This window comes from Methanococcus mangrovi (assembly GCF_054506835.1).
Window position 1 is genome coordinate 250,397 of record NZ_CP197114.1, and the last position, 21,781, is coordinate 272,177.

Genomic DNA, 21,781 nt, shown 5'->3' on the forward strand with positions numbered 1-21,781 from the left:
ATTTTTAGATATTCATATATAGCTTGAAATTTAATCTAAAATAGATTTAGGCAGTGTGTAATTTTTCTATTTTGAAGATTTAGTTACAATAAGGTGAATAATTGTGTTAGTTATTCCTGCAGTTGATATGAAAAATAAAAAATGTGTGCAGCTTATCCAGGGAAATCCCGATAAGAAACACGTTGAATTAGACAACCCTCCAGAAATTGCAAAAAAATGGGTAAATGAGGGTGCAGAAATGCTTCACCTCGTGGACCTCGATGGTGCACTTGATGGAAAACGGGTAAATGATGAATTTATCGAAGAAATAATTAAAACATCCGGAGTTCCAGTTCAAATTGGCGGCGGGATTCGTTCTATCGAGGATGCAGTGTATCTAATTGAAAAAGGGGCAAAAAAAGTAATAATTGGAACAGTTGCTGTAGAAAATCCTGAAATTATTAAAGAACTTTCTAAACGTATCGGCAGTGAAAAAATAATGGTTTCACTCGACGCAAAAGATGGCAAAGTTGTAATAAAAGGCTGGAAAGAAAAAACTAAGTATGCTCCTGTAGAAATTGGAAAAATACTTGAAGAAATGGGCGCAGGAAGTATTCTATTTACAAATGTGGATAGCGAGGGTCTTTTGAATGGAATAAATATTGAACCAACGAAAGAGCTTGTTGAAAATTTAAAAATACCCATTGTAGCATCAGGGGGCGTTACAACAATCGATGACCTTTTAAAATTTAAAGAAATCGGTGTATACGGCGTAGTTGTAGGTTCTGCAATTTACAAAAACCTGATAAATTTAAAAGACGCAATTGAAGCAGTAAAATAATGGATTAATACTAATTTGGTGGTTTAATGGATAAAATTGGAAAAATAACAGCGGTAGGCCATATTGCTCTGGATTATATATTCAATGTTGATAAATTTCCGGAATTAAACACTTCAATGCAGATTCCAACTGCTAAAAAATACTACGGTGGTGCTGCATGTAATGTTGCAGCAGAAATTGCAAATTTGGGTCTAAAATCAGAAATACTTTCATGTGTTGGAACAGATTTTGAAGTTTCAGGATACGGCAATTATCTTGAAAAATTGGGTGTTTCAATTGAAAACGTGTTCGTTTCAAGTGAAGAAGAAACTCCAAAAGCATGGATATTTACTGATCCTGAAAACAACCAGATAACGTACTTTTTATGGGGTGCTGCAAAGCACTACAAAGAAATTGAAGTTCCAGAATTTGATTCGAAAATCGTTCATCTTGCAACGGGGGATCCCGATTATAATTTAAAATGTGCTAAAAAAGCAAATTCAAAAGGAATTCTCGTATCATTTGACCCCGGACAGGATTTAACCCTTTATTCAAGGAAAAATTTAGAAAATATTATCGAAAACGTTGATTTTTTATTCATGAACAACCATGAATTCCAGAGAACTCTCGATTTATTGAATATCCCTGAAAAAGAGCTGATGGATAGAGTTAAGGTTTTAATTGTAACTTACGGAAAACAAGGAAGTATAATCTATTCAAATGGCGAATCAATAAAAGTTCCAGCAGTATTAACCGAAGCAAAAGACCCGACAGGTGCAGGGGACAGTTACAGGGCAGGATTTTTAACTGCATACTTAAAAGGACAGGATTTAAGAAACTGTGGGCTTGTAGGTTCATGTGTGGCTTCTTTTGTTGTAGAAAACGTTGGTTGCCAGACCAATCTTCCATCGTGGGACATGGTTATTGAACGACTTAAAGAAAACAACCTCTTATAATTTTTTACTTTTTTTAGTTTATTATTATTCCATTATTTTGCCCGAAAATACTTTTTTAATGGCCGGATGTTTAAACCTAAATCACAATTTATATATAATTTAATTTTGAAAAATTAATGTTTGTATTAAAAAAAATGGTGGTGATTATGTATGGCAAGAGAACAGTGGGCCTCTAAAATGGGTTTCATTTTAGCGGCAGTTGGTTCCGCAGTTGGGCTTGGAAATATCTGGCGTTTCCCATACATGGCATATGATAATGGTGGTGGAGCGTTTTTAATTCCTTATTTCGTTGCTTTATTGTTTGTTGGTATAATGGTAATGGTTTTAGAACTTGCTTTGGGTCATTCAACAAAAGGTTCAGCACCTTTAGCTTTAAGGAGACTTGGAAAGAACTTTGAATGGATAGGTTGGTTTGCAATAGCTACCGCATTTATAATTACAACGTATTATACCGCAATTATTGCTTGGTCAGTAGTATATCTTGCTAAGTTGTTCATGGTAGGATTCCCAACTGATTTTGGAGGATTTTTCTTTAGCGATATTTTGGCACTTTCTTCAGGTCACGGGGACCTTGGAGGATTTAATTTACCAATACTTGTAGGATTAGCATTTGTCTGGGGAATAAATTACCTTGTTGTAAATTCTGGTGTTAGAAAAGGTCTTGAAAAAGCAAATGAAATATTAATGCCAGTGTTATTTTTCCTGATTCTTGCTCTGGTTGTAAGAAGTATTACTCTACCTGGGGGGCTCATGGGTATTGAATACTATTTAACTCCTAACTTTGCGGTATTATTGACTCCTAAAGTTTGGATAGATGCATTTTCACAGATATTCTTTACACTGAGTCTTGGATTTGGTATCATGATAGCATATTCAAGCTATTTACCTAAAAAATCAGATTTAACTGCAAGTGCATTTACAATTTCTTTAATGAACTGTGGATTTTCATTCTTAGCAGGATTTGCGGTATTTGGAACACTCGGATACATGGCAATGACACAAGGGGTGCCTATTTCAGAAGTTGTAACACAAAGTATTGGTTTAGCATTCGTTGCATTCCCTCAAGCGCTTTCATTAATGCCTGGAGGACTTATACTTGCTGCAATCTTCTTTATCGCGTTATTCGTTGCAGGAATTTCCTCATCAGTTTCACTTGTTGAATCAACTGCATCAGCGGTAATGGATAAATTTAATCTTCCAAGACACAAAGCTGCTACTGCAGTTATTGCAACCAGTTTCTTTGCAAGCTTAATCTATGCAACAAATGCAGGTCTTTACTGGTTGGATTCAGTTGACCACTACATCAACTGGTTTACAATCCCTCTTGTTGCAGTACTTGAAATAATCGTTTCAATCTGGATATTTAAAGGAAACAAACTTGAAAAATACATTGACAGCCTTTCAGAATACAACTTGGGGTCATTTTGGAAATTCTTCGCAGGTATTTTTTCCCCGTTATTCTTGATATACATGCTGTTAAATGGAGCTTGGACCGAATTAATTTCGGGATACGAAGGTTACTCTTCAATATTTTTATTATTGAGCTTAGGAATTCCAGTATTTGGTCTTGTAGTTTCATTAATCATGCCAATGATTCCTTGGATCGATAAAGGAAAAGAAATCGAAGAATGGGATGAATTTGTAAAAAAAGATGAAGAATAGGAGGTAATAAAATGAATACCAGTGCCATAATAATGTTCTTGTTTGGAGCAATTGTTTTATGGGGGGGTTCAGCATTTTTCCTCCATAAAACACTGAAAAATAATAAAGAATAAGTTAAAATTAAATATTCACTATTTTTTTATTTTATATTATTTAGATTCAGTTTTAAATATTAACATAATTTAAATGCAGGGTCATTTTTTATTTTATATTATTTAGATTCAGTTTTAAATATTAACATAATTTAAATGCAGGGTCATTTGAAGCGTTTAGATACGATAATTTAAAAAGTAGATTTTCAATAGTGGTTGTTTTTTATATGTTTTATAATATATGAGTTAATAATTTTGATCAATATTATCTTGTTATCAGTCATGGTGGTTTAATGCTATTTAGGAAGCTTTCAACGATAGAAAGGGTATATAATATTGGAATGGAGCACGATTCAATTAATTACGTATTTAAGTATATAACTAATTTTATTAAAGAATCGGAAAGCGACCTTGTAAGGCTTTATGACTTAAAGGTGCTTGATAAAATATTTGTAAACGATATAATGACTAAGGACCTCGTTACTCTCCACGAGGACCAATTTATAGATGAACTTGGGGCACAAATAAAGAAATACCGGCACATGGGTTATCCAGTACTTAATTCAAAAAAAGAGTTAGTTGGGATTGTTACATTTGATGATTTAAGAACCAAAAAGTCGTCAATGTTGAAAAAATTAAAAATAAAAGACATAATGACGAAAAAAGATGAAATTATTTCAGTTTCGCCGCATTCTTCTGCGTCAGAAACTCAAAAAATAATGGTAAAGTATGATATTGGAAGGGTTCTTGTTATCGAAGATGGGAAGTTAGTGGGAATTGTTACCAAAGGAGATATTGTACGAACATCTGAAATTTACAGTCCTGAGCCAAAAATAAATAAATGCAGCCACATAACAAATATTTACTTCTACGGGGATAACCAGAGGAAAGTAGAGGAACTTGCAGACGAGATAATTGTTTTAATGGGTGCAAGAGGCTATATTATCAGCGAAAAAGAAGATTTCATTGAAATTTCTGACAGGGAATGGGAGCCAATCGCAAAGATAATGAAAAGAGATGGCAAAGTTGACCACATTTCGATAGACACGAAACTTATCGACTTTTTAGAATTAAATATTTTAAAAGAAGTATTAAAGTTAATCGAAAAACCTAAATTTGAAGAAATAATTATAACTGACCACATTACCCTCGTGGACGAAAAATCGGCGATTCAAAGGATTATTACGGATGTAACCCTGTTTGAAAAGAGCATGAAGACTTTTGGAACTATTACTGTTAGGATTGACTTCTAACCCTTAAGGTGGAAAATATGTACCAGATTATCAGATATGAAGGGGGAGTTTACAAAAACAATATTTTGAAGGAATGGATTGAGGACGTTGGCGGATTTATAATCCAGGAACACGTGATGCAGCTTGACGTTTACATGACAATCGCAATCCCTCAGGATGAAATTGAAAACTTTAAGGAAGAAGCAAAAAAATACAAGGGAAAAGTAGTAGAAACCCCGCTTGCAGGAATTGAAATTGCCGTCGTATCTCCAAGTCTTTCAAGACACCACCTGCCCCATATTGCATGTGATGTTTCAGAATACGTGCGGAAATTTGGTGCAAAACCAAACATGATCGGACTTGCACACGGTGCTGGAAAAAGCATCAGTGAAATTCGGGAAAAAGAAAAAAGGCTGATTCAAGAACACGACATTGCAATTTATGTTATGGGAAACTTTGAATCATGCATTTTAGATAAAACTCATCTTTTTAAAGTTGACTTGCCCCTCGTAGTAACTGGCGGCCCTGAAACTCTTGATATTCCTTATACATACGTTGGAAATCTTGGAAGGCGGGCACAGAGACTTAGAAAAGGAGAAGAAATAAGGGCACTACGACAAATGATTGATGAAGTTACTAAAAAAATAAACGATAAAAGAATGGAACTTTCATACGACCCCCCGATTATTCCGCCAGTAGTTTTAAAAGACGAAATCGAGAAAAAAATAGATGAAGTTCGTGGAATTCTTGCGCCGATGCCGATTGTAACGCAACTTGATGGTTTGAGAATTAAACTGGACTACGACAGAAATCACGAAGAAATCGAAAACGTTAAAATCGGCAAACACCTTTTAAAAGACATTGCTTACATTACAAGGTCTGAAATGAAAAATTACATAATTGTCAAGCTAAAATCAACATCTGAAATTAAAAATGCTGAAAAAGCTTAAATTTATAGAATATAATAAAGAACGCAGGGAAAATATGGAAATTGATAAAAATATTGAAAATGAAATCGAAAATGAAGAGACAGAACAGATAATCGAGATTCCTCTGCCTCCGGGACTTCCGCAATCAATTATTGGAAGGCTTACATGCGTTTGCGACATTGGATACGAAATAAAAAAAGATGAAATGATGGATAAGGAATATCCAATAATTAAAGGTACCAAAGAGCAGATTGATTACGTGAAAGACTACATTTTCTTATTTACCGAGTTAAAACTTGCTTTGAGGGAAATTTCAAGGCTTGCAAGACGGTTCAAAACAGATGTTAAGCTCTTCACCGAAGACGAGGAATTGCAATATGTTTTAGGATTTGCAGTTCAGGACGTATCCGGAAGAGACAGGTTTGAAGTTGTTTTCGAAAAGCCTGAAGGAGAAGGCGAAAAGATAGCAGTTCTTGAAAGAGAATTTTACGTATACATCTAAACTGTTTTAAAATTTTTTTAAAATATAAACCAAACATTTTTTCAAGCGGTTTTTTCAAAGAATTTAACAATATTTAATTTTCATTTAAATTTATTCAACGGGGTAAAATAACTTAAGGTGGGGAAATGGCTTTAGAAATTGAGATAAATTCTATAAGTGAATTATTGGATTATTTAACGGATATTGACGAGTTGTCTCAACTGTTGTATCTTATTCAATCTGAAAGAAGGCATGAATTTCCGGATAAAGATGAAGTTGAGGTCATAGGTTTAAATTCTAAATTGGAAAAATTAGTCGATTTAAAAAAAAGTATACTAAATAAAACATGTAAGGATTTGGAAAAATCTAAAAAAAACTTTGAAGAACAATATACTCAAATAATTAATGAATGTTTTTATGAAACAGAAGGATTTGTTGTGTACCGGGGTCAGGAAGATGAAAAATTTAAGTTAAACCCCTCATTATTTCGAAAAAAGAGCAAGGACGATAATTATGATTGTAAAACCCGCGAACTTGATCTTTATGACTCTTTAATTGAACATAATCATCCAGACTTTAAAAAACAGAACGATGTATTTGATAGACTGGCATTAATGCAACATTATGGTATTCCGACCCGACTATTGGATTGGACAAAAAATCCGCTTGTTGCATTATATTTTGCTACTGAAAAAGTTTCAAAAAAAAGTAAAACTGAAAAAAATGGGAAAGTATTTGCGTACTCTCCAAAATTAGAAAATATATTGCATTCTACTGATGAAGAAGTCAAAATCATATGTGATATCCATATTAATAACAAAAATTTCAAAATCAACGAAATACTTAAAATTCGTTTTTATGGCGGAAATCTTATTGGAACTGATGAATTATTCGATGTAAATATTGGGGGAAAAAATCTAAATGATATTATCAAAAAAAATGATAAAAATGAGATATTGCGATTAATCGGGGGCGTATTTTTAATCATTCCGGTTTTATCAAATGATAGATTAAGAATACAACACGGATGTTTTTCAATGCATGGCTTTGATGTCGATATTTTAGATAACAGCTATTATAATGTTGAAAAACCAACAAGTTATAAATTAGAAAATTCAGACGAAATACTCGCCACGTTCATAATTCCTGCGGATAAAAAAGAAAAAATAAGAAAAGAACTTTCTAAATTGAATATTCATGCTGGAACAGTATTTCCAGAGCTTGACAAATACGGCGAATATTTGAAGAAAAAATATTCTAATTAAATTTAAAATAACTCTTTTTTTCTAAATTTTAAATAGTAAATTGACCCATAATATTTAACAAACTAAATATCGGTGTTAAAATGGGACTCGAAGGAATATTTGTTATCGCTTTAACGATAATTGTTTTACTCGGACTTTTGAAATTTATCACGGGCAAATAATGTCTTTTAAATTCCAATTTTTATGAACATAGATTATTTACATGACTTTTTTTAAAGATTTAATTAAGAATAGCGGGGGCAGGTGGAAAAAAATGCAGGAAGTTCACAAGTGGCATAACGACTTAAACGGCAAAAAACTCGTAGAAGCTTTGAAGAAAAACCTTTTTGATGCGTATTACTTTGAAGATGAAAGCGAAGTTTCTAATTATATTATGAATTTTGTCGGAACCGGAACTAAAATTGGTTTTGGCGGTTCAGTTACAGTCCAATCTTTAAATATCGCAGAGCAGGCAAGGGAAAAAGGTGCGGTGATTTTGGACCATAACGACCCGAATCTTACGCCAGAAGAAAAAATGGATGTAATGAGACAGCAGTTAACGTCTGACATATTTATTTCAAGCACGAATGCAATCACGACATCAGGAGAACTCGTAAATGTTGATGGAGTTGGAAACCGGGTTTCTGCGATTGTGTTTGGCCCGAAAAAAGTGATAATCGTTGTTGGATTGAATAAACTCTGTAAAGACATCGATACTGCATTTGAAAGAATTAAAATGGAAGCAGCTCCAAAGAACATGAAAAGATTGGGATTTTTAAACCCGTGCATAAAAACAGGATACTGTGTAAACTGCGATGCGGAAACAAGAGCTTGCAGGATTTATTCGGTAATTAAAAGAAGACCAATGCTTACAGACGTGACAGTACTTGTTTTACCAAAAAGCCTTGGATTTTAAAGGGATAGTATGAATCAAGTTTTAGAAACAATAAAAAACAGAAGAAGTGTCAGAAAATTTAGACAAGAACAGATAACGGATAAAGAACTCGAAGCGATAATCGAAGCTGCAATTTATGCGCCAACTGCGTTAAATGAACAGCCCTGGCACTTTACAGTAGTTCAAAACAAGGAATTGCTCGACGAAATAAATACGGTATCTAAAAAGACTCTCGCAGAGAATCCAACTTCAATGAAAAATCTGCCTGAAAGCCTTATAAATGCAATGAGCAATCCAAAATATAATATACTTTATGAAGCTCCAACTTTAATAGTCGTTTCTGGAAATAAGAATGCGCATGCAGCGATTGTTGACTGTTCTGCGGCAATTCAGAACATGCTTTTAGCGGCAGAAAGCATGAATATCGGTTCAGTATGGCTTGGTCTTGTAAGGCCTTATTTTACAACTGAAAACGTTAAAAAATTAAATATTCCAGAAAACTTTGAACCGTTCTACGGGGTTGCTTTTGGTTACAAATTGATCGAAAAAGCAAATCCTGCGCCTGAGCGAAAAAAAGACGTTGCAAATTATATAAAATAATTTCTTTTTTAAATTTTTTTAAAAAACCCTCTTTTTCAAGATTTTTAATCGTTTTTACGGCCATATTAGGTATACCTTAGTGATTTATTTAAAGTGTTGTGAATGTTAGGGTACACAGGACCTCAAAGCTCATATTATGCTTAAAATCGTGTTAAAAGCCCGTAACCGTAAGATATAATAACTATAATTGTTCATCTAAATAATGTAATTATTTATACCTATTTTTTATTACTAAAAAACCCTCTGCATGATGTAATTTCTGATTTTGTTGACAGTAATGCTTTGTTTTGTCAATACTGTTAATAAATTATATAAATTGTTTATTTGGGGACATAATGGAGGTAAGTAAATGAAGCAATCTATCAAACTACGTATTTTATTATTACTACTACTAACCTGTTCTTTTATGACTAGCAACGCATTAGGCGCCTGGTACGAATCACCGGATGAAGGTGATGTTTATAACTACAGTGATGTGTATTTTGAAATACATGTATTTGATTTGGGGCCTGCAACTAAAGTGTATGTGGATGGTGTTGAAATAAATTTATCTGACGTTCACTCCGTGTTGGGGCATTATGTAATAAGTGGTAATTGGGCCCTTAATGATGGATTTCATTCTACATATGCTAATGATACCATATTGGGTACCGAATATAGTACTGATACAATACACTTTTTGGTTGATGCAAATGCGCCAAACGTTACAATTAATACTGAATCGATAATTTATAATCAAAATACTGACATAATAAACGTTTCAGTATCCGACGTAACCAATGTGACAGTTACCGCAGAAATCGATGGAAGTAAAAATGTTACATTAACAAAAGTGGGTGATTACTACGTAGATTCCACATATACCTTCAGTGAAGGAACACACAATGTCAGAATCTACGCAATCGATGCATTAACCCACATAAATTCAACAGAAACTGTAAACTTTACTGTTGATACGACAAATCCTTTAGTTACAATTAATACTGAATCGATAATTTATAATCAAAATACTGACATAATAAACGTTTCAGTATCCGACGTAACCAATGTGACAGTTACCGCAGAAATCGATGGAAGTAAAAATGTTACATTAACAAAAGTGGGTGATTACTACGTAGATTCCACATATACCTTCAGTGAAGGAACACACAATGTCAGAATCTACGCAATCGATAGTGCAACTAATAAAAATTCAACAGAAACCGTAAAATTTATCGTTGACCAGTCAAAACCTGAACTAAACGTAACAGTTCCAGGGTCTACGAATTCCACGACAATTCCAATCTCAATTAACGTCTCGGAACCAGCTAACACGACCATAAACGTCTACGACGAAAATGGAACACTTATTCAAAACGTAACAGTTAGCGGAAACGCTACGGTAAACGTAACAGTTCCTGGAGAAGGAACCTACACTGTAAACGTAACAACAACCGATGACGCTGGAAACAGCGTATCGAACACAACTCACGTTACTGTTGACCAGTCAAAACCTGAACTAAACGTAACAGTTCCAGGGTCTACGAATTCCACGACAATTCCAATCTCAATTAACGTCTCGGAACCAGCTAACACGACCATAAACGTCTACGACGAAAATGGAACACTTATTCAAAACGTAACAGTTAGCGGAAACGCTACGGTAAACGTAACAGTTCCTGGAGAAGGAACCTACACTGTAAACGTAACAACAACCGATGACGCTGGAAACAGCGTATCGAACACAACTCACGTTACTGTTGACCAGTCAAAACCTGAACTAAACGTAACAGTTCCAGGGTCTACGAATTCCACGACAATTCCAATCTCAATTAACGTCTCGGAACCAGCTAACACGACCATAAACGTCTACGACGAAAATGGAACACTTATTCAAAACGTAACAGTTAGCGGAAACGCTACGGTAAACGTAACAGTTCCTGGAGAAGGAACCTACACTGTAAACGTAACAACAACCGATGACGCTGGAAACAGCGTATCGAACACAACTCACGTTACTGTTGACCAGTCAAAACCTGAACTAAACGTAACAGTTCCAGGGTCTACGAATTCCACGACAATTCCAATCTCAATTAACGTCTCGGAACCAGCTAACACGACCATAAACGTCTACGACGAAAATGGAACACTTATTCAAAACGTAACAGTTAGCGGAAACGCTACGGTAAACGTAACAGTTCCTGGAGAAGGAACCTACACTGTAAACGTAACAACAACCGATGACGCTGGAAACAGCGTATCGAACACAACTCACGTTACTGTTGACCAGTCAAAACCTGAACTAAACGTAACAGTTCCAGGGTCTACGAATTCCACGACAATTCCAATCTCAATTAACGTCTCGGAACCAGCTAACACGACCATAAACGTCTACGACGAAAATGGAACACTTATTCAAAACGTAACAGTTAGCGGAAACGCTACGGTAAACGTAACAGTTCCTGGAGAAGGAACCTACACTGTAAACGTAACAACAACCGATGACGCTGGAAACAGCGTATCGAACACAACTCACGTTACTGTTGACCAGTCAAAACCTGAACTAAACGTAACAGTTCCAGGGTCTACGAATTCCACGACAATTCCAATCTCAATTAACGTCTCGGAACCAGCTAACACGACCATAAACGTCTACGACGAAAATGGAACACTTATTCAAAACGTAACAGTTAGCGGAAACGCTACGGTAAACGTAACAGTTCCTGGAGAAGGAACCTACACTGTAAACGTAACAACAACCGATGACGCTGGAAACAGCGTATCGAACACAACTCACGTTACTGTTGACCAGTCAAAACCTGAACTAAACGTAACAGTTCCAGGGTCTACGAATTCCACGACAATTCCAATCTCAATTAACGTCTCGGAACCAGCTAACACGACCATAAACGTCTACGACGAAAATGGAACACTTATTCAAAACGTAACAGTTAGCGGAAACGCTACGGTAAACGTAACAGTTCCTGGAGAAGGAACCTACACTGTAAACGTAACAACAACCGATGACGCTGGAAACAGCGTATCGAACACAACTCACGTTACTGTTGACCAGTCAAAACCTGAACTAAACGTAACAGTTCCAGGGTCTACGAATTCCACGACAATTCCAATCTCAATTAACGTCTCGGAACCAGCTAACACGACCATAAACGTCTACGACGAAAATGGAACACTTATTCAAAACGTAACAGTTAGCGGAAACGCTACGGTAAACGTAACAGTTCCTGGAGAAGGAACCTACACTGTAAACGTAACAACAACCGATGACGCTGGAAACAGCGTATCGAACACAACTCACGTTACTGTTGACCAGTCAAAACCTGAACTAAACGTAACAGTTCCAGGGTCTACGAATTCCACGACAATTCCAATCTCAATTAACGTCTCGGAACCAGCTAACACGACCATAAACGTCTACGACGAAAATGGAACACTTATTCAAAACGTAACAGTTAGCGGAAACGCTACGGTAAACGTAACAGTTCCTGGAGAAGGAACCTACACTGTAAACGTAACAACAACCGATGACGCTGGAAACAGCGTATCGAACACAACTCACGTTACTGTTGACCAGTCAAAACCTGAACTAAACGTAACAGTTCCAGGGTCTACGAATTCCACGACAATTCCAATCTCAATTAACGTCTCGGAACCAGCTAACACGACCATAAACGTCTACGACGAAAATGGAACACTTATTCAAAACGTAACAGTTAGCGGAAACGCTACGGTAAACGTAACAGTTCCTGGAGAAGGAACCTACACTGTAAACGTAACAACAACCGATGACGCTGGAAACAGCGTATCGAACACAACTCACGTTACTGTTGACCAGTCAAAACCTGAACTAAACGTAACAGTTCCAGGGTCTACGAATTCCACGACAATTCCAATCTCAATTAACGTCTCGGAACCAGCTAACACGACCATAAACGTCTACGACGAAAATGGAACACTTATTCAAAACGTAACAGTTAGCGGAAACGCTACGGTAAACGTAACAGTTCCTGGAGAAGGAACCTACACTGTAAACGTAACAACAACCGATGACGCTGGAAACAGCGTATCGAACACAACTCACGTTACTGTTGACCAGTCAAAACCTGAACTAAACGTAACAGTTCCAGGGTCTACGAATTCCACGACAATTCCAATCTCAATTAACGTCTCGGAACCAGCTAACACGACCATAAACGTCTACGACGAAAATGGAACACTTATTCAAAACGTAACAGTTAGCGGAAACGCTACGGTAAACGTAACAGTTCCTGGAGAAGGAACCTACACTGTAAACGTAACAACAACCGATGACGCTGGAAACAGCGTATCGAACACAACTCACGTTACTGTTGAAAATTTACCTGATGATTCAGGAACATCCGGATCAAGTACAAGATCGCATTCTTCCGGTGGTGGCGGAGGAAGTTTATCTGGCAGTAATTTCTTTTCATCTTATGTAGTAATTTATGGAAATGAAATTGACTACAGTTGCTGTCAGTACCTTGCAGGAATAAACGCTTACAATGATAGTGGTGAGTACACTGGAAATATAATAATCATTGGCGGTCCAAACGCAAACAAATATGCAGAAAAATACAACGAACAGTTTGAAATTCCAATATCTAATGAAATTCCTGGCGAAAATACAGGAGTTATTCAGGTATTAAAACTGCAAGATAATTCTGGGATAGTCCTTAAAACGACTACGATTCTATACCTTGCAGGAAGTGACAGGTATGGAACACAAGCTGCAGTGGACTATGCTAAAAACATGACTGAACTACCTGAAAGTCCAATAAAAGTTAAATGGACTGAATCTGGGCCAAAAGTAGTTGAATAGATTTAAAAATAAAATTTTCTTTTTTCTTTTAATTTTAAAATTTAAAAAATAGAATCAATATTTTAAAAATTTAAAAAAAGTTTATTCTAAAATTCCCATTTTTGCGAGGAGTGCGCTTAACTGTATCCTTTCGTTTGAACCTTCAACGATTCTAAAGTCGCATTCTCCAATTGCTTCGACTAAATGTACTTTTTCTTTTTCAGAAATATCTAAATTTGGAACTTCCCTAAATACTTGAATTAATATGTCTTCTCCACTCATACCCCAGTCGATCATTAAGTTGTAGAGCTGTTCTCTTGCTTCAACGAATTTTCCATTTAATGCAAGTTGTGTCATTTTTTTAATTTCATCAGGTCTTGCTTTTGAAGCAACTTTGTAAACTATTTCTTCGGTTATTTCATCAGAAACTGCAGCTGCGGTTTGTAAAACGTTGATTGCTTTTCTCATGTCTCCTTCTGAAACATAGATTATCGCATCAATTCCTCCTTTTTCAAGAGTTACATTCTCTTTTTCAGAAATATCTTTTAAGTTCTGAACCAAATCTTCGGTTTTTAACGGTGAAAATCTAAAGATTGCACATCTTGATTGAATTGGGGGAATAATTTTGCTTGGATAGTTACAGCTTAGTACAAACCTGCAAATATCTGAATATTTTTCCATGGTTCTTCTAAGTGCGTTTTGTGCATCTGAAGTTAAAGCATCACTTTCATCTAAAAATATGACTTTAAATGGCGCATCCCCGATAGGTTTTGTTCTCGCAAAATCTTTTACTTTTGTCCTGATTACATCGATTCCTCTTTCATCAGAGCTGTTTAATTCAAGGAAATTTTCCCTCCAGGTTTCGCCATATAAATCTTTTGCAAGAGCAAGTGCTGCAGTGGTTTTTCCAACTCCCGGAGAACCACTAAAGAGCAAATGCGGCATTGACTTTTTTTCAACGTAATTTGTAAGTCTTTTGATAATTTCGTGGTGTCCAACGACTTCAGAAAGTGTTTCCGGCCTGTATTTTTCAACCCATGGTTTTTGCATTATTTTCCCTCGTAAAAATGGTAACAATAAAATCCAATTAAAATATTTCCATGATTTTATTAATATTTGACTATTTAAAAAAGAAAATTTTTAGAATTTCATGAAACTTAAAATTTCTCCAAATCTTGATTTCACGATATTTTTCTTTCCAAGAACCTTTGCATGGGCATCAAGTTCAATTATTCCGTAAGTGTAAACTTCTTTTATCGGGTGATAAAGTCTTGGGCCGTCGCTTATTCCAACTGTTATTACATCTGGATTAATTTCTTTTAAATCTTCAATTAACAGTGCGTGTGGAACTCCTGACACAACAACAATATCTGGATTAATTTCTTTTAAGTAAGATAATGCTTTTTCACCAGTTATCGGGTATTCATCAAGTCCACCAGTAATATAATCTATTTTAAATCCGTTTTCACTAAATTCATCTAAAATATTTTTAGCATCGGCTTTTACTTTATTAAAACCGATATTTTCATCGAGATTTGCAATATTAATACATTTGAAGTGTTTATTTAATTCTAAAAGCGGGTCAGAGAATAAATATGCAGTTTCTTTCTTTGCATTTAAAACACAGGCAATTTTTACATCTTTACCCTGTTTTATTTTTGAATCTGTTTCTTTTAAGATATTTATAAATTCTTCAAGGTCGTCTTCGTACGTTGGTTTCAAATACCTATTTTTAGCCATTCCTCGCTTTTTCTCAACGTCAGTTGCGCAAACAAGCATTTTTTTCTGTCTTTCGTATTCTGAATAGTCAATTAATCCTGCATTTAATGCGCCATCCATAGCCCTTATTGCGCCAACCGTGTTATCAACAAGGCCGCTGTGGATGTCTACGGGAATTATTATGTCATCAAAGTCATCGATAAGGCTTTCAAGGTCTTCTCCGATAATCATGCTTGCACAGGTTCCAACGATTCCAATTTTGTATTTTTCATCTTTTGGAGTTTCTTTTTTTAAATATTCCAAAACTTCGTTTATTACATCTCTTAATTTATCCATTGCACCAAAAATAAAATCGTTTTCACCCATTGCGCTGGTAAAAACCCTTATTCCGTCAATTTCAAGAAGTCTCGCAGTTCTAAAACAGCATCCACTTGGCCCGTGGAGAATAATTGCATCAACACCGATATCTCTCAACTGGTACATTGCAGCAGCAATCGGGGAAGGTCTTGGATGTAAAATCATGATATCACTTTAAATTATGGTTTTTTATATCGTGTATATTTTATTTTTGAAAAATATTTATTAAAATATTCGATGATTTATAAATAAAAAGATATTAATTCGTAATATAAATTTGCATTGCAAATAATATATAGAATATGGGGGATACAACTATAAATATAAATAATAGCTCTTTTAAATTAAAGAGAAATAAACAATGGAAATATCTTAAAAATAGCAGTTGTCTTTAGAGGAGGATACTTTTGACCAAGTTAAGGAGAATGGTTTTGGATGTTTTAAAAACACACGAGCCGAAATTAACCGATTTAGCAGTTAAATTATGTTCTGTAGATGGTATTGATGGTGTAAACGTAACAGTTTATGAAATAGACAAATCTACCGAAAATATTAAAATTACAATTGAAGGATTTAATCTTGATTACGATGCAATAAAAGCAATTATTGAATCCATGAATGGGGTAATCCACAGTATTGATGAGGTTGCAGCAGGTAAAAAGCTCATCGACGAAGTAAAAACTCCACAAGATAGATACTAATTTCTTTTTTAATTTTTTTATTGTATTACCAGTTAATTTGATTTCAGGGGATTTAATGCTTGAAGGAATTTTTGATATAAATCATATTTTTGACGAAGACGGGATAAAAACGTTAAAACGATTTGGATGGGACGGTAGCGTTGCAGTTCAAAATCACGATGAATATTCCGAAGAAATAATCAATAATGCAGTTGAATACGGGGAAAAACACGAATTTAATGTATTTTCGGGAGTAAAAATTTCAACAAAAAATCAAAATGAAATGGAAAAAGCAGTTAAAAAATACCGAAATAAAGTTGATATTTTACTTGTTGAAGGCGGGGAAATTAAAATAAACAGGAGAGTTCTTGAAATGAACGATGTTGATATTCTATCAACTCCTGAATTAAATAGATTAGATAATGGTTTAGACCATATCCTTGCAAGGCTCGGCAGTACAAATCGTGTTGCAATTGAATTGAATTTTGGAAGTCTTTTAAAAAGCAGAAATTACGATAGAGCAAAAATTCTCTGGGCATTTCAAAGGAACTTAAAACTTGCTAAAAAATACGACACTCCGGTTGTAATTTCAAGTGGTGCGAACGATATTTACGGAATAAAGGCTCCAGGGGACTTGAGGGGATTTTTAAACACGATTACTGACCCATTATATTCTAAAAAAATAATGGAAACAACATCAAAAATAGTTGATTACAGACTTTATTTGAAAAGAAACAATGTGTTATCTTTTGGAATTGAAATTGTTGAATAATACTTTTCTTTTTTAGCATTTTCTTAGTAATATAATCCTATTTTTGCCGACTTTTTTTAAAATGGACGTTAAAAATATAAATTAAAAAAATCATAACTTTAACGTTTTTTACTGAATTTTATTATAACACATACTTTGCGTTCGGGGTGAACGATGATAAAAAAGTGTTTATTTTTATTTTTACTGCTTTTTGCAGTTTCAAGCGTTAGCGCTGAGAATTACTACTTAGATCAGAGCAATTTTACTTCAGGAACCGTGACTATTTCCGGTTCTGGAACGTATTATCTGACTGAAAATGTTACAAGTGTAAATGGGATTATAATTACTTGTGATAACGTAACATTAGACGGAAATGGAAATTCTTTAACTGTTACAAACAGTCATGGAATTGAAATAACTGCAAACAAAAATATTTCTATCAATGATATTACTGTAGATACTACCGCAAGTTCATCTTATCGCGGTATTTTGGTTTCTTCTGCAGTATCGAATATAACTTTAAGTGGAAACAATATCACTACAAACGGCGCAGGGGTTTACTTTCAAGGTAGTTCGGAAAATGTCACAATTTCCGGAAATACTATAAGTGGATACTATGCAGCGCTACTGTTCAATGTTTATGTAAATGGGAGCATTATTTCTGGAAATACGATAGATTCGGACACCAATAATGCAATATATATCCCCCATGGAAATAATAACACAATTTCCGGAAATACCCTATCTGGATCACAAGCAACACTATATTGTAATGACGTTTCAGAAACTTTGTTTTTTGATAACAACATAATTTCAACTAGTGATGATTATGGAATTCGGTTTTATGGATCAGAAAATAACACCATTTTTGGAAATACGATTAATACAACGAATGTTGGCATATACCTTCAATTTGATTCAAATAACAACAACATTTCGGGAAATAATCTGATTTCAGAACGCATGCAGGGACTGTACACATATGAATCAGAAAATAACACAATTTCTGGAAACAATATCACTTCAGAAATGCATGCTGCATTATACTTATATTCTAATTCAAATAATAACACAATTTCCGGAAACAATATTATTTCACAAAGTTATTGTGGAGTTCGGCTTTCCGGGTCAGAAAATAACACATTTTCTGGAAATAAAATCACAGCTAATTCTTATGGTGACACTACAGGTATTCTTGCAGAGTACTCAAATCTTTTAAGTTCGACAATTTCAGGAAATAATATCACAGTTACTTCTGCAGGTGGATCTGATTCTTATGGTATTCGTGCAGATACCAGTATTTTAGATAGCATAATTACGGGAAATACGATTACACTTAGTTCTACATCCGACGCTTATGGTATTTTCGCAGATGAATATCTTCAAGACAGCATCATATCAGGAAATACAATTAATACAAACGCAGTTTACGAGTCTGCAAGTATCTATGTTTACGATTACAGTATAGTAAACACAAATATCTTGGAAAATGAAATAACTGCGATTTCGCAAAATAGTAAGGCTTATGGAATTTATACCTACGAATATCATATTCAGGGTACTACAATTTCCGGAAACAATATCACAGTTACGGGTGTTAATTATCCTTGTGGTATATATTCTGACTATTATTTTACCGATTCTGTAATTTCAAATAATAATATAACAGTAACAGGCAATAACGCATACATTTTGGGCTTTAACTCCGATTTTAATAATAATGAAATATACGCTAATATATTATCCAGCTCCGGCAGCAATTCAATCGGTATTTATCTTTCTGGCGATTCTGGAATTTATGATATCTATGATAACAGTATTGCTGTAACTGGCGAGGGTTCAGAAGCTATTAAACTTTATTACTGGTTATCTGGACCTAATTCTAATATTTATGGAAATAACATTACATCAGAGCAATCTTACGCAATAGATATAATCGGATGTCAAGGCGTTAGATTCTACCAAAATAATATTAATGGTTTAATAAACAACGGAACGAACAACTACTTTGTTTCAAGTGGAAACATAACATACAACTATAATGGAACTTCATACACAAGCGTTCTTGGAAACTACTGGGTAGGATATTTGGAAGCTGATGTAGATGGAGACGGTATAATCGATACCCCATACACGGCAAACGATATAAACGATACAAAACCTCTTGCAGGTCATTGGAATAAATACACAAATACAATTGAAGTAAACTTTGATGAAATTGCATTAATATTTACGGAAATTTCAGAAAATTTAACTTCAAAAGGTATCTTAAATAACTTAAATGAAGTAAATTCAACAAATTACGAGTCATTCGAAGGATTATATTTTGGAATGAACGATTTAGGTAATATTACATTCACAGAAAGTTTAAATTTATCCGATCCAGAAACTCAAGATTTTTTAAATGGATTAGAAAGTAAATTTAACTTAACTAACGGAAGAATTGCATTCAATGTCGCAGGTTCAGAATTTGATGGAATCAATGCAACGATTGAATTTTACAATATCGATAATATTGTATTCTTAGAAAATCTGACTGCCGACAATATTTACGAATATTTAGTTGCATTTTCAGATAACGGAACAGCTTTAAATGTTTCAGAACTTGTAACGGGATATGAACTTGATGGAACAACATTCCGGTTTAACGTAACTCACTTTACCGTTTATGAAATAGATTATGATGACGGAATGATTCACATCACAGAAGAAAACTTTACAGGCGTAAGTCCTTACACTGGAGGCGGTAGCGCATACGTTGTAATTACTGAGCCTGGGTACTACATATTAGAGTGCGATTACGTAAACGATTCATCAATTTACGAGTTTATAGTAATTGAATCAGACAACGTGACATTCGATGGAAATAACCACTGGTTAAATCGTTCTTTAAATAATGTGATTTATTCAAATTACGAAACGCCTATTGAAAACATAACTGTTAAAAACTTAATGTCAAATGGTATTTTGTACCTTAACGTTTCAAATTCAGTTATCTTTTCAAATCAAGCCTATTGGATAAAAAATTATGGGGATAATAACACAATTTCCGAAAATAATGTATCGCTTATATCAGTATATTATGGGGATAATAACACAATTTCCGAAAATAATGTAGGGGATTACATATATTGCCCAGAATGTAAATTTACTGCGATTTCTTCAAACAATGCCTACCAAATAGTGTTTGATAGTGGAACTAATAACACAATTTCCGAAAATAATGTAAGTTATCAAATACTCGGGCGTTATTTGGACAATAACAATAACACAATTTCAGGAAATACGGTATATTATTTAGAAATTGATTACGGAACTAACAACAAAATCTTATCAAACACAGTATACGGCTTACAAGTATATTATGGACTCAATGACACGGTTTCGTCAAATAACGTTCACTATATCTCAGCGAGAGGAGATTATTTAACAATTTCTAAAAATATTGTGCAAGATCATATATGGACTTGGGGCCAGTATACGTTAATTTCTTCAAATACGATAGTTAATGCAGATTACTATGCAATTGACCCTAACGGATATCAAAACCTCGGAATAGATGCATTTGCAACCGTATTTAACAATACCGTTCTTGCAAGTAAAGTTGGGATATGGCTTGATAATTATTGCGAAGGATATTCAAATATTACTCAGAATACCGTATATGCAGACGATTACCCAATAATTATTGGAGATGAAGTCACAGGATGTAATATTTATTTAAATAACTTCATATATACTGGAAATTCGACAAATATCTCAGGAATAATGCCAAATAACACCGTAAATAATAGTTTGGTAAGTCCTGCTAAAATTACATATTCATATAAGGGAAATACTTACACTAATTTCCTTGGAAACTACTGGTCTGATTACAATGGAACAGACTCGAACGGAAACGGAATTGGGGACGAAAACTACCTTTATGGATGTGACTATGAAGGTACTTACCTTGGCGAATATTATGATATTGATTATTTAGAAAATGATACCGCACCATTAATTGATATGTGGAACGGAAACGAAATTGGAAATTACGTTGCACCAACTACAACAAGGTCAAGCGGTGGCGGTGGAAGTGCTTACGATTCAGATATTGCTGACGACATCGAATCAAAAGTAGTTAAAAACTTCGTTTCAAGTGCAACCGTACTCTTTGGAAACGAAATTGATGAAGGTTACGCTAACCAATTAAGAGAAAGGGCAACAAATGCGAATGGATTTACAATTTCTGGAAATACAATAATTATTGGTGGACCTTTGGCAAATCCATTTGCTAGAGAATACAACAACCAGTTTGAAATTCCAATTTCAAACGAAAACCCTGGAGAAAACAGAGGGGTTATTCAAATATTAAAAGTTCAAGACAACTCTGGAAAAGTCGTTAAAAGTTACACGATTGTATACATTGCAGGAAGTGACAGATATGGAACTTTAGCTGCATTAGAATACTTTAAAACTTTAGATGAACTTCCAAGTGGGTCAATAACTGTAGAATGGACCGAGAATGGACCGATAGTTGTGGAAGGGACAAATGGATCAGTCTTGATTTAATAATTACTTAA

16 protein-coding genes are annotated in these 21,781 nt (G+C 34.5%); 14 read left to right on the top strand and 2 right to left on the bottom strand.

What is annotated here, in order from left to right; genetic code table 11:
- Window positions 1–103: 103 nt before the first annotated feature.
- The 11 genes from hisA (at window position 104) to ACS5L2_RS01370 (ending at window position 13,730) form a co-directional block, all read left to right on the top strand.
- Window positions 104–820, top strand: coding sequence for a 1-(5-phosphoribosyl)-5-[(5-phosphoribosylamino)methylideneamino]imidazole-4-carboxamide isomerase (gene hisA, locus ACS5L2_RS01320; protein WP_459201966.1), 717 nt, complete (start codon window positions 104–106; stop codon window positions 818–820).
- A 26-nt stretch (window positions 821–846) separates the two neighbouring features.
- Window positions 847–1,755, top strand: coding sequence for a carbohydrate kinase family protein (locus tag ACS5L2_RS01325; RefSeq protein WP_459201967.1), 909 nt, complete (start codon window positions 847–849; stop codon window positions 1,753–1,755).
- 150 nt (window positions 1,756–1,905) lie between these two features.
- On the top strand, window positions 1,906–3,417 hold the full coding sequence (locus ACS5L2_RS01330; RefSeq protein ID WP_459201968.1) for a sodium-dependent transporter: 1,512 nt from the start codon (window positions 1,906–1,908) through the stop codon (window positions 3,415–3,417).
- 32 nt (window positions 3,418–3,449) lie between these two features.
- Window positions 3,450–3,530 (top strand): MetS family NSS transporter small subunit, encoded by an 81-nt coding sequence (locus ACS5L2_RS01335; RefSeq protein ID WP_459202643.1) that lies wholly within the window; start codon window positions 3,450–3,452, stop codon window positions 3,528–3,530.
- Between the two features lie 272 nt (window positions 3,531–3,802).
- Window positions 3,803–4,762, top strand: coding sequence for a CBS domain-containing protein (locus ACS5L2_RS01340; protein WP_459201969.1), 960 nt, complete (start codon window positions 3,803–3,805; stop codon window positions 4,760–4,762).
- A 17-nt stretch (window positions 4,763–4,779) separates the two neighbouring features.
- Entirely contained in the window at window positions 4,780–5,691 is a 912-nt protein-coding gene (locus ACS5L2_RS01345; protein ID WP_459201970.1) for a methanogenesis marker 7 protein, read from the top strand.
- Window positions 5,692–5,725: 34 nt separating this feature from the next.
- Window positions 5,726–6,172, top strand: a complete 447-nt coding sequence (locus ACS5L2_RS01350) for a hypothetical protein (RefSeq protein ID WP_459201971.1) — start codon at window positions 5,726–5,728, stop codon at window positions 6,170–6,172.
- A 125-nt stretch (window positions 6,173–6,297) separates the two neighbouring features.
- A complete protein-coding gene (locus tag ACS5L2_RS01355) occupies window positions 6,298–7,416 on the top strand; it encodes an FRG domain-containing protein (RefSeq protein WP_459201972.1) in 1,119 nt (372 codons plus the stop codon).
- Window positions 7,417–7,669: 253 nt separating this feature from the next.
- Window positions 7,670–8,311, top strand: coding sequence for a lactate utilization protein (locus ACS5L2_RS01360; protein ID WP_459201973.1), 642 nt, complete (start codon window positions 7,670–7,672; stop codon window positions 8,309–8,311).
- 9 nt (window positions 8,312–8,320) lie between these two features.
- On the top strand, window positions 8,321–8,890 hold the full coding sequence (locus tag ACS5L2_RS01365) for a nitroreductase family protein (RefSeq protein WP_459201974.1): 570 nt from the start codon (window positions 8,321–8,323) through the stop codon (window positions 8,888–8,890).
- A gap of 406 nt (window positions 8,891–9,296) precedes the next feature.
- Entirely contained in the window at window positions 9,297–13,730 is a 4,434-nt protein-coding gene (locus tag ACS5L2_RS01370; RefSeq protein ID WP_459201975.1) for a beta strand repeat-containing protein, read from the top strand.
- A gap of 81 nt (window positions 13,731–13,811) precedes the next feature.
- Here ACS5L2_RS01370 and ACS5L2_RS01375 read toward each other — a convergent pair whose 3' ends face one another.
- A complete protein-coding gene (locus tag ACS5L2_RS01375; protein WP_459201976.1) occupies window positions 13,812–14,759 on the bottom strand; it encodes a replication factor C small subunit in 948 nt (315 codons plus the stop codon).
- A gap of 90 nt (window positions 14,760–14,849) precedes the next feature.
- Complete coding sequence (gene cfbD / locus ACS5L2_RS01380; RefSeq protein WP_459201977.1) at window positions 14,850–15,950, bottom strand: Ni-sirohydrochlorin a,c-diamide reductive cyclase catalytic subunit; 1,101 nt, start codon at window positions 15,948–15,950, stop codon at window positions 14,850–14,852.
- 242 nt (window positions 15,951–16,192) lie between these two features.
- On the opposite strand from cfbD, the gene ACS5L2_RS01385 reads away from it, so the two are divergent.
- The 3 genes from ACS5L2_RS01385 to ACS5L2_RS01395 all read left to right on the top strand — a co-directional run bounded on the left by ACS5L2_RS01385 (window position 16,193) and on the right by ACS5L2_RS01395 (window position 21,770).
- A complete protein-coding gene (locus tag ACS5L2_RS01385; protein WP_459201978.1) occupies window positions 16,193–16,486 on the top strand; it encodes a DUF211 domain-containing protein in 294 nt (97 codons plus the stop codon).
- 55 nt (window positions 16,487–16,541) lie between these two features.
- Window positions 16,542–17,237, top strand: a complete 696-nt coding sequence (rnp3, locus tag ACS5L2_RS01390) for a ribonuclease P protein component 3 (RefSeq protein WP_459201979.1) — start codon at window positions 16,542–16,544, stop codon at window positions 17,235–17,237.
- A 153-nt stretch (window positions 17,238–17,390) separates the two neighbouring features.
- Window positions 17,391–21,770 (top strand): NosD domain-containing protein, encoded by a 4,380-nt coding sequence (locus ACS5L2_RS01395; RefSeq protein WP_459201980.1) that lies wholly within the window; start codon window positions 17,391–17,393, stop codon window positions 21,768–21,770.
- Window positions 21,771–21,781: the final 11 nt, after the last annotated feature.